Origin of the sequence: Streptomyces sp. 840.1, from assembly GCF_003751445.1 — a bacterium.
In the GTDB taxonomy this organism is placed as follows: domain Bacteria; phylum Actinomycetota; class Actinomycetes; order Streptomycetales; family Streptomycetaceae; genus Streptomyces.
In genome coordinates, this window is sequence record NZ_RJUU01000001.1 from 2291666 (window position 1) to 2306242 (window position 14577).

12 protein-coding genes and 1 tRNA gene are annotated in these 14577 nt (G+C 69.1%); 5 read left to right on the top strand and 8 right to left on the bottom strand.

Annotated features, from left to right (window positions below; all coding sequences use genetic code 11):
* Positions 1 to 114: 114 nt before the first annotated feature.
* From pknB to EDD93_RS10530, 6 genes are all read right to left on the bottom strand, one after another.
* Positions 115 to 2124, bottom strand: a complete 2010-nt coding sequence (gene pknB / locus EDD93_RS10500) for a Stk1 family PASTA domain-containing Ser/Thr kinase (protein ID WP_123524891.1) — start codon at positions 2122 to 2124, stop codon at positions 115 to 117.
* A gap of 167 nt (positions 2125 to 2291) precedes the next feature.
* Entirely contained in the window at positions 2292 to 3752 is a 1461-nt protein-coding gene (locus EDD93_RS10510) for a penicillin-binding protein 2 (protein ID WP_123524892.1), read from the bottom strand.
* Positions 3749 to 5158 (bottom strand): FtsW/RodA/SpoVE family cell cycle protein, encoded by a 1410-nt coding sequence (locus EDD93_RS10515; RefSeq protein WP_123524893.1) that lies wholly within the window; start codon positions 5156 to 5158, stop codon positions 3749 to 3751. The genes EDD93_RS10510 and EDD93_RS10515 overlap by 4 nt, the downstream gene beginning before the upstream one ends.
* 23 nt (positions 5159 to 5181) lie before the next feature.
* Entirely contained in the window at positions 5182 to 6678 is a 1497-nt protein-coding gene (locus EDD93_RS10520; protein WP_123527686.1) for a Stp1/IreP family PP2C-type Ser/Thr phosphatase, read from the bottom strand.
* 129 nt (positions 6679 to 6807) lie between these two features.
* On the bottom strand, positions 6808 to 7323 hold the full coding sequence (locus EDD93_RS10525) for an FHA domain-containing protein (RefSeq protein ID WP_123524894.1): 516 nt from the start codon (positions 7321 to 7323) through the stop codon (positions 6808 to 6810).
* A 10-nt stretch (positions 7324 to 7333) separates the two neighbouring features.
* Positions 7334 to 8227 carry a DUF3662 and FHA domain-containing protein gene (locus EDD93_RS10530; protein ID WP_123524895.1) on the bottom strand — a complete coding sequence of 298 codons (894 nt, stop codon included), beginning with the start codon at positions 8225 to 8227 and terminating at the stop codon, positions 7334 to 7336.
* Positions 8228 to 8544: 317 nt separating this feature from the next.
* Between EDD93_RS10530 and EDD93_RS10535 the strand changes: the two genes are divergently transcribed.
* Positions 8545 to 8627, top strand: a tRNA-Leu gene (locus tag EDD93_RS10535).
* A 330-nt stretch (positions 8628 to 8957) separates the two neighbouring features.
* On the opposite strand, the gene EDD93_RS10540 is transcribed toward EDD93_RS10535, so the two are convergent.
* Complete coding sequence (locus EDD93_RS10540) at positions 8958 to 9569, bottom strand: FMN-dependent NADH-azoreductase (protein ID WP_123524896.1); 612 nt, start codon at positions 9567 to 9569, stop codon at positions 8958 to 8960.
* A gap of 122 nt (positions 9570 to 9691) precedes the next feature.
* Between EDD93_RS10540 and EDD93_RS10545 the strand changes: the two genes are divergently transcribed.
* The 4 genes from EDD93_RS10545 (at position 9692) to EDD93_RS10560 (ending at position 13237) form a co-directional block, all read left to right on the top strand.
* Positions 9692 to 10039 carry a helix-turn-helix domain-containing protein gene (locus EDD93_RS10545; protein WP_123524897.1) on the top strand — a complete coding sequence of 116 codons (348 nt, stop codon included), beginning with the start codon at positions 9692 to 9694 and terminating at the stop codon, positions 10037 to 10039.
* A 304-nt stretch (positions 10040 to 10343) separates the two neighbouring features.
* Positions 10344 to 11795: a DUF2252 domain-containing protein gene (locus EDD93_RS10550; protein ID WP_123524898.1), complete on the top strand. Its 1452-nt coding sequence runs from the start codon at positions 10344 to 10346 to the stop codon at positions 11793 to 11795.
* A 58-nt stretch (positions 11796 to 11853) separates the two neighbouring features.
* The gene (locus tag EDD93_RS10555) at positions 11854 to 12846 is read left to right on the top strand and encodes a J domain-containing protein (protein WP_123524899.1); all 993 of its coding nucleotides are present in this window, start codon (positions 11854 to 11856) and stop codon (positions 12844 to 12846) included.
* 46 nt (positions 12847 to 12892) lie between these two features.
* Positions 12893 to 13237, top strand: a complete 345-nt coding sequence (locus tag EDD93_RS10560) for a rhodanese-like domain-containing protein (RefSeq protein ID WP_123524900.1) — start codon at positions 12893 to 12895, stop codon at positions 13235 to 13237.
* A 64-nt stretch (positions 13238 to 13301) separates the two neighbouring features.
* Here the strand turns inward: EDD93_RS10560 and EDD93_RS10565 are convergent, their stop codons facing one another.
* Positions 13302 to 14510, bottom strand: a complete 1209-nt coding sequence (locus EDD93_RS10565) for an acyl-CoA dehydrogenase family protein (RefSeq protein WP_123524901.1) — start codon at positions 14508 to 14510, stop codon at positions 13302 to 13304.
* Positions 14511 to 14577 lie beyond the last annotated feature (67 nt).

Below are 14577 nucleotides of genomic sequence, written 5' to 3' on the forward strand. Positions count from 1 at the left end.
GCGCACCCACACACCACGACACAGCGCAGGGCCCCGGTCACCGTTTCGGTGCCGGGGCCCTGCGCTGTGTCCGTGCCCGGAAGGACCCGGGGCGCGGACGGGGTGTGGCGTCGGTCAGTGCCGGGAGCGGCCGGACAGGCCGCCGAAGATGTTGTTGTCTCCGCCACCCTGAGGGTTGCCGCCCATCGTGGTGAGGGTGACTGGGGTGTTCGCCGGGTCGGCCTGGGTGTTCGGCTGCGGGTCGATGCCGGTGACGATGGCGTTGTCGTCGTTCGAGCTGCCCTCCGCGAACTGGATGTTCGTGAAGCCGGCATCGGTCAGGATCTGCTTGGCCTCGGACACCTTCTTCGTCCTGACCTCGGGGACGGGCTGAGTCGTCGGCTCCGGCGGTCCCTTGGAGACCTTCAGGATGATCGAGGTGTCCTTGCCGGCCTTCGCGTTGGCTGCCGGGTTCTGCCCGACCACCTCGTTCGCGGGCTTCTCGGAGTCCTGCTCGGACCTGCCGATGTTGGTGAAGCCGAGCGAGTTGAGCTGGGCGACGGCGTCGTCGTACTGGCGGCCGTCCAGGGGCGGCACCGTGAGCAGCTTCTCCGTCGCGACCGAGATCTGGACCTCGGAGTTCTTCTCGGCCTTGGCATTGCCCTTGGGGGACTGGTCCAGGACGGTGCCCACCTCGGCGTCGGCGGACTCCACCGACTTCACGTTGACCGTGAAGCCCTGGTCCTCGAGGAGCTTGCGCGCGTTCTCCTCGCTCTTCTCCGTGACGTCCGGGACGCTGACCTTCGGCGCACCGGTGGAGACGAAGACCGTCATGGTGTCGTCCTCCGCCATCTGCTCGTCAGGCGTCGGAGTCTGACGGCAGATCTTGTTCTTCGGCTGGTCCTTGCACGCTTCCTTCGGGCCCTCCTTGAGCACGATGTTGGCGTTGTCGGCGAGCCGCTGAGCTTCCTTGACGGTCGAACCGACCATGGTGGGCGCGGCGAACTTGTCGGGGCCGCTGTTCGAGTCGCCGAAGACCTGCTTGCCGATCAGCACAGCGCCGATCAGCACCAGGATGCCCGCGACGACCAGCAGGATCGTCGAGGTGTTGCTCTTCTTCTGACGGCGGCGGTCGGGCCGGTCGTCGTAGCCGTAGCCGCCGTCGTCCGGGTTGACCGGGGGCAGCATCGACGTCTGGGCGCCGTTCTGGTCCGCGGACCGCAGGGCGGTGGTGGGCTGGTCGTTGCCGTACCCGTCGTAGCCGCCGTAGCCGGCCGCGCCCATCGCCGCGGTGGCGGCGACCGGCTGGCCGTCGAGGCAGGCCTCGATGTCGGCGCGCATCTCGTCGGCCGACTGGTAGCGGTAGTCCGGGTCCTTGACCAGGGCCTTCAACACGATCGCGTCCATCTCGGGCGTGATCTCGGGGTCGAAGTTGCTGGGGGTCTGCGGCTCTTCCCGTACGTGCTGGTAGGCGACCGCGACAGGTGAGTCACCGATGAACGGAGGGCGGACCGTCAGCAGCTCATAGAGCAGGCAACCCGTCGAATAGAGGTCCGACCTGGCGTCGACCTGCTCGCCCTTGGCCTGCTCCGGGGAGAGGTACTGGGCGGTGCCGATGACGGCCGAGGTCTGGGTCATCGTCATGCCGGAGTCGCCCATGGCGCGGGCGATGCCGAAGTCCATGACCTTGACCTGGCCGGTGCGCGTCAGCATGACGTTGGCCGGCTTGATGTCACGGTGGACGATGCCCGCGCGGTGCGAGTACTCCAGCGCCTGGAGGATGCCGACCGTCATTTCGAGGGTGCGCTCCGGCAGCAGTCTGCGGCCGGAGTGCAGCAGCTCCCTGAGCGTCGAGCCGTCGACGTACTCCATGACGATGTACGGGATCGAGACCCCGTCGACGTAGTCCTCACCGGTGTCGTACACCGCGACGATCGCCGGATGGTTCAGGGAGGCGGCGGACTGGGCCTCACGGCGGAACCGGGCCTGGAAGGACGGGTCGCGGGCGAGGTCCGCCCGAAGCGTCTTCACAGCTACGGTGCGGCCGAGCCGGGTGTCGTGGGCGAGGTATACCTCGGCCATGCCACCACGGCCGAGCACCGAGCCCAGCTCGTACCGGCCGCCGAGGCGACGCGGCTCTTCCATAACTGTTCCAGCCCTCTCCGTCAGTCCTGACCGCACCGGTGTGCGGTCCGGCGGTGTGCTGTTCGCGCATACGCTACCGGCCGCGTACTACGTGATCGGCCCGCAGCCCCCACCTGATATCCGACCGGTATCCCAACGTGCGGAAATGGCGTCCGGCGTGACGGGCGTCACTTCTTGCTGTCGATGACCGCCTGCATGACCTTCTTCGCGATGGGGGCCGCCAGGCCGCCACCGGAGATGTCGTCGCGGGTGGCCTCGCTGTCCTCGACGACCACGGCGACGGCGACGGGGGAGCCGCTGTCGGTCTTCGCGTACGAGATGAACCAGGCGTACGGGTTCTCGCTGTTGCCGAGACCGTGCTGGGCCGTGCCCGTCTTGCCGCCGACGGTGACGCCGGGGATCTTGGCGTTGCTGCCCGTTCCCGACTCGACGACCGTCTTCATCATTTCCTGGAGCTTCTGGGCGTTCTCACCCGACAGCGGCTGGCTGAGCTGCTCCGGCTCGTGGGTGTAGATGTTGTCCAGGCTGGGCGACTGCCGGTTGGCGACCATGTACGGCTGCATCAGCTTGCCGTCGTTGGCGACCGCGGAGGCCACCATGGCCATCTGAAGCGGGGTGGCGCGGTTGGACGCCTGGCCGATGCCGGCCATCGCGTTCTGCGGCGGGACGTCCTTCGGGTAGATGCTCGCGGTGGCGCGGACCGGGGTGAAGACGTCCTTGTTGAAGCCGAACTTGTCGGCCTGGTCGATCATCTTCTGGTTGCCGAGGTCATCGCTGATCTTGCCGAAGACGGTGTTGCAGGAGATCCGCAGCGCTTCCCGGAGCGAGACGTTCTCACACTGGATGCTGCCCTCGTTCGGCAGGTCCTGGCTGGTCTGGGGCAGGCGGAAGGGCACAGGCGACTTCGTCTTGGCGTCGATGTCGGTGTAGAGCCCGTTCTCCAGGGCGGCGGCCGCGGTGACGATCTTGAACGTCGAACCGGGCGGGTAGGTCTCGCGCAGTGCCCGGTTGAGCATCGGCTTGTCCTTGTCCTTCTGGAGCGCCTGCCAGGCCTTGGAGTCCTTGTCGGAGTTGCCCGCGAAGGTCGAGGGGTCGTACGAGGGCGTGCTGGCGAGCGCCAGGATGGCGCCGGTCTGCGGGTCGAGGGCGGCGACGGCGCCCTTCTTGTTGCCGAGCCCCGTGAAGGCGGCCTTCTGCGCGGCGGAGTTGAGCGTGGTGACGACGTTGCCGCCCTGCTTCTTGTCGCCGGTGAACAGCGACTTGGTCCGGTCGAAGAAGAGCTGGTCGTCGTTGCCGGTGAGGATGCCGTCCTCGATCTTCTCGATCTGCGACGCGTCGAACGCCTGCGAGGAGTAGCCGGTGACCGGTGCCCACATCGGGCCGTCCTGCCAGACCCGCTTGTACTTGAAGTCGCTGTCCTTGGTCTCCGTGGACCCGGTGACGGCCTTGCCCCCGTCGACGATGATGTCGCCGCGCTCGTGGGCGTACCGCTCGATACGGACGCGGCGGTTCTCGTCGCGGGTGTTGAGCTCGTCGGCCTTCACGTACTGGAGGTAGTTGGTCCGCGCGAGCAGGGCGAAGATGAGGACGCCGCAGAAGATCGCGATCCGGCGCAGGGGCTTGTTCACGGTCGGACCACCTGGGTCATCTCGGCGTCGGAGGTCGGCGCGGGGGCCGGGGCGGGGCGGCGGGCGGTGTCGCTGATCCGGATGAGGATGGCGATCAGCGCCCAGTTGGCCAGTACGGACGAACCGCCGTACGCGAGGAACGGCATGGTCATACCGCTGAGCGGGATGAGGCCCATGACGCCGCCGGCCACCACGAACACCTGGATCGCGAAGGCGCCCGAGAGGCCGATCGCGAGGAGTTTGCCGAAGGGGTCACGAGCGGCGAGGGCCGTGCGGACGCCCCGCTCGACGATCAGGCCGTAGATGAGCAGGACGGCCATCATCCCGGCCAGTCCCAGTTCCTCGCCGACCGTGGAGAGGATGAAGTCCGCGTTGGCGGCGAACATGATCAAGTCCGAGTGGCCCTGGCCCAGTCCGGTTCCGAGTGTGCCGCCGGAACCGAAGGACATGAGGGACTGCGCGATCTGGTCGCTCTGCGCCATCGTCGACTTCGCGAACGGGTCGAGCCAGGCGTTGACGCGTTCCTGCACATGGGGCTCGAAGGACGCCACACCCACCGCACCGGCCGCCGACATCAGCAGGCCGAAGACGATCCAGCTGGTGCGTTCGGTGGCGACGTACAGCATGACGACGAACAGACCGAAGAACAGGAGGGACGTACCGAGGTCGGTCTCGAAGACGAGGACCAGGATCGACAGGGCCCAGATAGTGATGATTGGCCCGAGGTCGCGTCCGCGCGGCAGGTACAGACCCATGAAACGGCGGCTGGCCAGTGCCAGCGCGTCCCGCTTCACCATGAGGTAGCCGGAGAAGAACACGGCGATGAGGATCTTGGCGAACTCACCGGGCTGGATGGTGAACGAGCCGACGCTGATCCAGATCTTCGCGCCGTTCACCGCGGGGAAGAACATCGGGATGACCAGCAGAATCAGCGCCGCGGCCATCGAGATGTACGTGTAGCGCTGGAGGATGCGGTGGTCCTTGAGGACGATCAGCACGGCGACGAAGAGCGCGACACCGATCGCCGAGTAAAGCAGCTGCTTGGGGGCGTCCGGGCTGTACGAGCCGTACAGGTACTCCGCTCGCTGGATCAGCCTGGGCGACTGGTCCAGCCGCCAGATCAGCACCAGGCCCAGGCCGTTGAGCAGCGTGGCCAGCGGCAGGAGCAGCGGGTCCGAGTACGGGGCGAACTTGCGCACCACGAGGTGAGCGACGCCGCCGAGCAGGATGAGCCCCGCTCCGTAGCCGAACATGCCGGACGGGAGGCTCCCGTCCATGGCGAGGCCCACGTTGGCGTAGGCGAACACCGAGATGGCGATGGCGAAGACCATCATCATCAGTTCGGTGTTGCGCCGGCTCGGTGCGTCGATCGCGCCGATCGTGGTCGTGTTGGTGACAACGCTCATAGTACTGAAGGCCCCCTACGGCTTTACTGCTTACCGCACTGCGGGACCAGCTTCTTCTCTTCCTCCGAGAGGCTGGGACCAGGAGTGGGAGTCGCTGAAGTCTGGTTGGTCTTGGTGGTGCCGGACTTGTCGGACGACTTGATCGCGTCCGTGTCCGGACCGCCGGCCTGGCCCTCGTCACTGGGGGCGTTCTTCTCGGCTGCGCGGCGCTGTGCGTCCTTCTTGCAGGCGGTCGCCTGGTTGGAGAGTTCGGTGATCTTCTCGCGGGCGTCCGCGAGGCTGCCCTCGGTGATGGTCTCCTCGACCTGCTTGCGCTGGTAGGGCGGGAGGTACTTGAGTTCGATCTCGGGGTGGTCGGTCTCCACCTTCGAGAGCGAGACCCAGGCGAGATCCTGGCTGATGCCCCGGTACAGCGCGACGTTGTCGTTCTTCGCGCCTACGTAGAACTGGGTCTGCGTCCACCGGTAGCCGCCGTACAGACCGCCGCCGATGACCGCCAGCGCGAGCACGATGTACAGCGACCGCTTGAGCCACTTGCGGCCGCCGGGCTTGACGAAGTCCTCGTCGGAGTAGGACCCGAAGGACCCGTCCGGCATTCCGTCGTAGCCGGCGTCGTCACCGCTGCCGGGAGGGCCGAAGCCCCCTGCGGGCGGCGGGACGGGGCGGCCGAGGCCGGCCGCCCGCCCGGCGGGGGTCTCCATCGCGCCGGCGTCGTTCAGCTGGGCTGCCTGGTTCTCCGCGACCGCGCCGACGATGACCGGGGTGTCGTTGAGCTGCCCGGCCAGGGTGTCGTTGCCGTCGACGTCGAAGACGTCCGCGACGATGCAGGTGATGTTGTCCGGGCCACCGCCGCGCAGCGCGAGCTGGATCAGGTCCTGGATGGTCTCCTGCGGCCCCTGGTAGCTGGCGAGGGTCTCCTCCATCGTCTGGTGGGAGACGACGCCGGAGAGGCCGTCGGAGCAGATCAGGTAACGGTCGCCGGCCCGGACCTCGCGGATGGAGAGGTCGGGTTCGACGTGGTCGCCGCTGCCCAGTGCGCGCATCAGCAGGGAGCGCTGCGGGTGGGTGGTGGCCTCCTCCTCGGTGATCCGGCCCTCGTCGACCAGCCGCTGAACCCAGGTGTGGTCCTGCGTGATCTGGGTCAGTACACCGTCACGCAGCAGGTAAGCGCGTGAGTCGCCGACGTGGACGAGACCGAGGCGCTGACCGGTCCACAGGAGGGCGGTGAGCGTGGTGCCCATGCCCTCCAGCTGGGGGTCCTCCTCGACCATCATGCGCAGTTGGTCATTGGCCCGCTGGACCGCCGTACCGAGCGAGGTGAGGATGTCGGAGCCGGGTACGTCGTCGTCGAGCTGGACGAGTGTGGAGATCACCTCGGAACTGGCGACCTCACCCGCGGCCTGTCCGCCCATTCCGTCGGCGATGGCGAGAAGGCGAGGTCCGGCATAACCGGAGTCCTCGTTGCCTTCCCGGATCATGCCCTTGTGCGATCCGGCGGCGAAGCGCAGGGAAAGACTCATGCGCACCTCGCCCGTCGGTTCGGGGTACAGCCGGTCTCGCGCCACACTGCCCACCCTCCGGTCGGGAGCCCGGCAGGGTCCGATGCCCGTGCCACCGCGGCTCGCTCGCTCCGCTCGCTCATTGTCGTACTACTTCCGCAGCTCGATGACGGTCTTGCCGATCCGGATCGGCGCGCCCAGCGGAACAGGCGTCGGGGTGGTGAGACGGGTCCGGTCCAGATACGTGCCGTTGGTGGACCCGAGATCCTCGACGATCCACTGACCGTCACGGTCGGGGTAGATCCTGGCATGCCTGCTGGACGCGTAGTCGTCGTCCAGCACGATCGTTGAATCATGGGCCCGGCCCAGCGAGATGGTCTGCCCCTGGAGCGCCACCGTGGTGCCGGTGAGGCTCCCCTCGGAGACGACCAGCTTTGTCGGTGCCCCCCGGCGCTGGCGGCCGGGCTGCTGGCGCTGCTGCGGTGGTGCCGCGGCGGTTTGGCGTGCCTGTGGCGGGCGTGCGTCGTTCGCAGTGCGGCGTGAGCCGCGCTGCGTCACGCGCGTTCCGAACAGGTCGCTGCGGATGACCTGGACGGCCACGATCACGAACAGCCACAGAACAGCCAGGAATCCTAGCCGCATGACCGTAAGGGTCAGCTCTGACATTGCCCCCGCTTCACCCTTCGGCTTGCCTGTAAACGATGGTGGTGTTGCCCACGACGATCCGCGAGCCGTCGCGGAGCGTAGCGCGGGTTGTGTGCTGCCCGTCTACCACGATGCCGTTGGTAGACCCGAGATCCTGGATCGTCGAGGGCGTTCCGGTCCGGATCTCACAGTGCCGGCGGGAAACGCCGGGGTCGTCGATCCGCACGTCGGCGTCGGTGCTTCGGCCCATCACCAACGTCGGGCGGGAGATCTGATGGCGGGTGCCGTTGATCTCGATCCAGCGTCGCACCTGCGTGTTCGGCAGGGGGCTGGGATTGGCCGGCGGGCGCCGGTCGGATGAGGATGCCGCAGGACGCCCGGCGCCCGGCGGCGGGGTCGCGGGCATGGGCGGGGCGGAGGTGGGCGGATAGCCGTACCCGCCGGGGGCCTGTGGAGCGGCGGGGCGCCCGTGGCCGGAACGAGGGGGGCCGGCCGGCTGTCCGGGCTGGCTCTGGAATCCCTGCGGCTCGGGCTGGCCCTGCTGTGACGTACTCGACGCAAGGGTGCGGCTGCGTACCCGGTACAGGCCGGTGTCGAGGTCGTCGGCCTTCTCCAGGTGGACCTTGATCGGGCCCATGAACGTGTACCGCTGCTGCTTGGCGTAGTCCCGGACCAGGCCCGAGAGCTCGTCGCCCAGCTGGCCCGAGTACGGGCTGAGCCGTTCGTAGTCGGGGGCGCTGAGCTCGACGATGAAGTCGTTGGGGACGACGGTCCGCTCGCGGTTCCAGATGGTGGCGTTGTTGTCGCACTCCCGCTGGAGGGCTCCAGCGATCTCGACAGGCTGCACCTCGGACTTGAAGACCTTGGCGAAAGTGCCATTGACGAGACCTTCGAGACGTTGCTCGAAACGCTTCATGACTCCCATGGGGCACCTCCTCCGGTGTCGTCGTCCCTGTACTGCTTACTGATCGTATCCACGCGTCGGGAAATCGGCTGGTTCCCCTTGTCTGCACTGCGGATGAGTGTCCCCCCTCACACGGATCGTAGAGGCGGCCTCCTGACAGTGTCCCGCACCTTGGGTGCACTCAGGAGGAGTGGGGGGCGCCGGGTCCGGGTTCCCGGTTCCCGTCAGGCGTTCGGTGAAACAAACGGATGTGAATCCGCCCTGTCCAGCGTGCTAATCTTCCTGATGTCGCCAGGGGCTCGCACCGAAAAGTGAGAGTTTCTGGAAACACCACTCATGCGCGAGTGGCGGAACGGCAGACGCGCTGGCTTCAGGTGCCAGTGTCCTTAGGGACGTGGGGGTTCAAATCCCCCCTCGCGCACAAGAGAGAAGCCCCGCAGACCACGGTCTGCGGGGCTTCTTCGGTTTGGCGCCCGGCTCGGGTGCGGATGTGCGTGGAGCGCTTGGTTTCACGTGAAACGCCCGGTTGGTGCCCGTTGGGGGTGGTGGCGGTCGGTTGGGGTGGTGGTGGTGGTGCTCCTGGTCGCGCCGGTTGCGGGCGGGGCTGCCGGTCGGGCTGCCCATCGCGCTTTTCGTCGCGCAGGGAGTGCTGGGATCGTTATACGGAAGGCCGGGACCCAGCGGGTCCCGGCCTTCCGTATGCGTGGAGTCCCGGTTGTGTGGAGCCTCAGTTGCGTGGGGTCTCAGCGTTTCAGGCGGCGAGCCGGGATGCGAGGCTCTTAGCCTTCTCCGCGGCGTCGGTGAGCGCCTTCGCGCGGGAGGCCTCGGCGAGTGGGATCAGCTCGGCCATAGCCGGATTGCTGTGGGCCAGGGTCAGCTCCGGGACGATGAAGTCGACCTCGGCGCCGAACATGGACGTCAGCAGCGTCGCCAGGTAGTTCTGGACGAACTCGGCGCCTTCGCGAGGGGTGCCGGCGGCGTAGGAGCCGCCGCGGCTGGCGACGACCGTGATCGGGGTACCGGCAACGGGGCTGTCGGGGCCGGCGTTGTGGCCCACGACGATGACGTGGTCGAGCCACGCCTTCAGGGTGGAGGGGATCGAGAAGTTGTACATCGGTGCGCCGATCAGCACCGCGTCCGCGGCGGCCAGTTCGGCGGCCAGTTCGCTGCGCAGCGGGTGCTCGGCGCCGGCGGCGGCGGCCGCGGCATCCAGGTGCGGCAGCGGGTCGGCGGCGAGATCGCGGTAGACGACCTGTCCGTCGGGGTGCTGCTCACGCCAGGTCTCCACGAATGCTGCGGTGACCTCGCGGGACGCGGATCCCTCGGGGAAGACGGCGGAGTCGAGGTGCAGAAGCGTGGCCATGGGTGTCTCCAGGGGGTGGCGCGGCCTGCCGGTGAAGCGGACCGCTTTTTCGTATGCACCTAGTAATAACATAGGGACTTACTAATCGTAAGTCCCTCACTGTGGCGCAGTACCCTGGGCGTATGGCGGATCACAGCGAGCAGGCGTGCCGAAGGGTCGACGTGGGCATCAGCCGCGTCTTCGAGCTGTTCGGCAAGCGCTGGACGGGGCCCATCGTCTCCGTGCTGCTTCAGCAGCCCGTGCACTTCGCTGATCTGCGGCGAGCGATTCCCGGCATCAGTGAGCGCATGCTCTCGGACCGGCTGTCCGAACTGGGGACGGCGGGCCTGGTGGTGCGGGAGGTCGACGAGGGGCCGCCGCTGCGGGTTTCGTACCGCCTGACGCAGGCCGGTGCCGCGATGGAGCCCGCGCTGAAGGAACTGGGGCGCTGGGCGGAGACGCATCTGAAGGACGGCGGGGGCGACTGCTAGGGCCTGTCGTGCGGGTCAGATCTCATCGGACTGGATCAGGTCGGCCGCGGCAGGTCGGATCAGACCGGGTCGGATCAGGCCGGCTCGGGTGAGGCCGGGTGAGGGGTGTGGGACCTGGTGCCGGGAGTTGTCCACAGGTACGTGGAGTGCTCGGGGCATCGGACGCTGCTGCCGGATCACCCGCGCCTGTGCTTGTCCACAGGGGGAGACGGCCGGCTGTGAACGGCGGTACCGTCGTCGGCAGTTGATGTTGGACCGGGTTGCCGGACGGCGGCTCCGGGCGAAGCCGGGGGAGCCGCGCGCCATGGGTGAGATCGAAGCGTCGGTGCCGGTGCAACGGGCCGTGGAGGGTGATCCGCGCATTCCGGTCGTGCCCGGGTTCGCCCGGCGCAGGCACTCGGGGGAGCCGGGTGGCCCGCAGTCGCCGCGCGAGGCGGGCAAGGCCCTCCGTGCGCGTGTGCCCCGGTCCGCGCACGCCTCGCTCGTCCTGCCCGAGAACAGGCCCGACGCGGTCCGGGCGGTCGAGGAGTCGAACCGGGGCCGGGTGCCCGCGCTCACGCCGATCCGGGTGGGGCGCATGGCGGCCACCCCGTTCGCCTTTCTCCGGGGTTCGGCCGGGCTGATGGCCCACGACCTGGTAGGCACCCCCGTCACCGGCGTGGGAGCCCAGCTCTGCGGTGACGCCCACGCGGCCAACTTCGGCCTTTACGGCGATGCGCGCGGCAACCTGGTCATGGACCTGAACGACTTCGACGAGACCGTGAACGGCCCTTGGGAGTGGGACCTCAAGCGTCTGGCCACCTCGCTGGTGCTCGCGGGCCGTGAGGCGGGCGCGGACGAGGAGACGTGCCGCAGGGGCGCGTACGACACGGTGGGCGCCTACCGGCGCACGATGCGGCTGCTGGCCAAACTGCCCGCTCTCGACGCGTGGAACGCCATCGCGGACGAGGAACTCGTCTCGCACACGGACGCGCGTGATCTGCTCGGCACCCTGGAGCGGGTCTCGGAGAAGGCCCGCAACAACACCAGCGCCCGCTTCGCCGCGAAGTCCACGGAGGACTCCGGGGACGGCGGACGCCGGTTCGTCGACGCACCGCCGGTGCTGCGCCGGGTGCCGGACGCGGAGGCGGCGGCCGTGGCGGCGGGGCTCGGTGAGTATCTGGGCACCGTCTCGCCGGACCGGGTTCCGCTGCTCGCCCGGTACGCGATCCACGATGTGGCGTTCCGGGTGGTCGGTACCGGGAGCGTGGGCACCCGGTCGTATGTGGTGCTGCTCGTGGACCACCGGGGCGAGCCGCTGGTGCTGCAGGTGAAGGAGGCCAGGCCCTCGGTGCTGGCGCCTCATCTGCCCGCTGTGGGGTTCGAGGTGCCGGAGGCGGGTCACGAGGGGCGCCGGGTGGTGCTCGGGCAGAAGCGGATGCAGGTCGTCAGCGACATCCTGCTCGGCTGGGCGACCGTGGACGGCCGGCCCTTCCAGGTGAGGCAGTTCAGGAACCGCAAGGGCAGCGTCGACCCGGCGGCCCTGGCGGCCGACCAGGTCGACGACTACGGCCGGATGACCGGCGCGCTGCTGGCTCGGGCGCACGCGCACAGCGCCGACCCCCGGCTCATCGCGGGCTACTGCGGCAAGAACGACGAGCTGGACGAGGCGGTGGCGGCGTTCGCCGTGACCTATGCGGACCGCACGGAGGCGGATCACGCCGAGCTCGTGCGGGCGATCGCCGCAGGCCGCATACGGGCCGAGCCGGGGGTGTGAAGCCCGTCGCGCGGACCGCGCGTCTCCGGGGTGCGGGCCGTGGCCATACGCTGGACGGGTGACCCACGAAGCCGCCGGGGTGCCGACCACCCGGAACGACGATGACCGGCAGGACCAGGACCGGCAGGACCAGGACGAGGACCGGCAGCACGGGCAGCCCGGCCGTCCGTCCGACGCGGATGCCCAGGCGGACGCGGACGCCCACGCGGAGACCGTTCCTCCCGCCGGGGCCCCCGCAGACGGTGCCGACGGTGCCGACGGCGGGCCTGCGGGGCAGGAGCGGCCCGAGGCGCGCCTCGCGCACGCTGTACGGGTCGCCGAGCAGGCCCTGATCGAGTTCGAGATCGCGGTGGAGACCTTCCGGGTGGAAGTGGAGAACTTCTCCCGGCTGCATCACCAGCGACTGGGCCCGATGTACACACGTCTCGACGAGCTCGATGCGCAGATCGCGGAGGCACGGGCCGCGATGACCGGTGACCCCGAGGATCTGCGCAAGGCGCAGGAGGCGCGGGCGGTCGTCATGCCGATGCCGGGTGTCGACGAGCTGTTCCACGACTGGATGGACTCCGACGGGCTGTCCCCCGAGGCGAGCGCGATGCTGACCGAGCAGCCCGTCAGGCCGCCGAAGCGGGTCCGGCCGACCGAGGAGGCCCGCAAGCTGTACCGCGAGCTGGCGCGCAAGGCCCATCCGGACCTGGCCCAGGACGAGGTGGAGCGGGCCCGCAGGGACGAGTTCATCACCCGCGTCAATGCCGCGTACGGGCGTGGGGACGAGGCGCTCCTCAGGGAGCTGGCCCAGGAGTGGGCGGCCGGGCCGGTTGCCCCGGAGGCGGAGCTGGGCGAGGCCGACGAGCTGTACGCCCGGCTGAACTGGCTGACCCAGCGCAAGGAACTGCTGACGCTGCTCGCCCAGGAACTGGAGCAGAGCGCGATCGGCGCCATGCTGCGGATGGCCCCGGACGATCCGGATCACCTGCTCGAAGAGATCGCCGATCAGTTGCTGGGCGAGGTGTCGCGGCGCGAGTCGGAGCTGGCAGCCCTGGTGCAGTAGCGTTTCCGGGGATTTCGAAGCGTAATGACGAGAGAAGGCATGACCCATGAATTTCGGCCCGCTTCCCACGGTCGATGTCACGGCGGTGCCGGCGGACGGCCTCGTGCTGGACGTACGGGAGGACGACGAATGGGCGGCCGGACACGTCGACGGCGCCCTGCACATCCCGATGAGCGGTTTCGTGGGCCGCTTCGGTGAGCTGACCGAGGCGGCTGAGGACGGCCGGCGCGTGCATGTGATGTGCCGGGTCGGCGGTCGGTCCGCCCAGGTCACCCAGTACCTGGTGCAGCAGGGCATCGACGCCGTGAACATCGATGGCGGCATGCTCGCCTGGGATGCGGCCGGGCGCCCGATGGTCACCGACAGCGGCAACCCGGCCTTCGTCGTCTGACCTGGGCGTCTTCGGGCGTTCCGGGGCCCCGGACTCGCTCTTCCGGGGCCCGGCGCGGGTGCGTTCAGCCGAGGTCGAGATCGAGGGAGTGCGCGGCCAGCAGGTCGCCCAGCGCCTCCTCGTGAGCGGCGGCCGGGCCGAGAGAGAGCTCGATCTGCTTTGCCCAGGCGTGGAAGCGGTGCAGGACGTAGTCGGTGTCCGCGCCGAAGCCCCCGTGCAGGTGCTGTGCCGTCTGCACGACCCGGCGGACCCCGTCCGACGCCCAGATCTTCGCCACGGCTACATCGCCCGCAGGGGGAAGCGCGCCGCTCCCGCCGGTGGCGATCCGCCAGGCGGCCTGCCAGAGGGTCACCTCCATGGCCCGCAGATCGATGTAACGGTCCGCGGCCTGTACGGCGACGGACTGAAAAGTCGCCACGGGGAAGCCGAACTGCTCGCGCTTCCCCGTGTACTCGCTCGTCATGGCCAGTACGGCCTCGCCAAGGCCCAGCGCCAGTGCGCAGGTTCCGGTGGTGAGCAGTGCGTGCAGCCACTCCCAGGCACCGGCGGCGTCGATCAGCTCGCGGTCCGAGACCCGTACCGCGTCCAGCCGTACCTCACCGAACAGTTCGCCGCTGGTGGAGACCTGCTCCGCGATGGTGAGACCGTCGTGGCCGCGCCGGACCAGGGCCACGACTGCCCTGCCGTCCCCGGTATGCGCGGGCACCGCGATCCAGTCCGCGGCCTGCGCCCACGGGACGGCCGACTGAACACCGTCCAGCACCCAGCCGGCTTCCGAGCCGTCGTCCCCGGCCGACTCGCCCCCGGTCCCGCTTGCGGCTGCCTCGCTCGCGGCGCCGTCGCGGCGTGCCGTGACGGCGAGTTCGGCCGGATCGTGGCCGGTGCGCCCATTGGCTCCGACGGTGAGGACCAGCTCACCGCGGCCCACGCCGGGCAGCAGCTCGGCGGCCAGCTTCTGGTCCCCGTAGCGCTGGAGCGCCATCGCGACCGCGCACGTCTCCAGCAGCGGGACCCGGGCGAGGACCTTCGCCGACTCGCGCAGCACCAGGCAGAGCGCGATCAGGTCGAGGCCCGCACCGCCGTGTTCGGGTGACAGCGTCAGGCTCAGCAGGTCTCCGGCGGCGAGACCGGCCCACAGCGGCCGGTCGATGTCCTCGGCCACCGCACCCGGTACGAGTGCGGGGCTGGGCACCGCGTCGGGTGCAACGCCCGAGAAGACGGCTCGTGCCGCCTCTGCGGCTGCCTGCTGTTCCTCGGTGTAGGTGAAGTCCACTGTCCTGGCCTCCCGCGAACCGCTGTGCTCGTACCGGACCTGACGGAGCGTCAAGATAGAACAGGTT

Bases quoted from the DNA above. Each gene is read 5' to 3' on its own strand.
- pknB (WP_123524891.1), bottom strand. From the start codon at position 2,124: ATGGAAGAGCCGCGTCGCCTCGGCGGCCGGTACGAGCTGGGCTCGGTG.
- EDD93_RS10515 (WP_123524893.1), bottom strand. From the start codon at position 5,158: ATGAGCGTTGTCACCAACACGACCACGATCGGCGCGATCGACGCACCG.
- EDD93_RS10520 (WP_123527686.1), bottom strand. From the start codon at position 6,678: ATGAGTCTTTCCCTGCGCTTCGCCGCCGGATCGCACAAGGGCATGATC.
- EDD93_RS10525 (WP_123524894.1), bottom strand. From the start codon at position 7,323: ATGTCAGAGCTGACCCTTACGGTCATGCGGCTAGGATTCCTGGCTGTT.
- EDD93_RS10530 (WP_123524895.1), bottom strand. From the start codon at position 8,227: ATGGGAGTCATGAAGCGTTTCGAGCAACGTCTCGAAGGTCTCGTCAAT.
- EDD93_RS10540 (WP_123524896.1), bottom strand. From the start codon at position 9,569: ATGGCCACGCTTCTGCACCTCGACTCCGCCGTCTTCCCCGAGGGATCC.
- EDD93_RS10545 (WP_123524897.1), top strand. From the start codon at position 9,692: ATGGCGGATCACAGCGAGCAGGCGTGCCGAAGGGTCGACGTGGGCATC.
- EDD93_RS10550 (WP_123524898.1), top strand. From the start codon at position 10,344: ATGGGTGAGATCGAAGCGTCGGTGCCGGTGCAACGGGCCGTGGAGGGT.
- EDD93_RS10560 (WP_123524900.1), top strand. From the start codon at position 12,893: ATGAATTTCGGCCCGCTTCCCACGGTCGATGTCACGGCGGTGCCGGCG.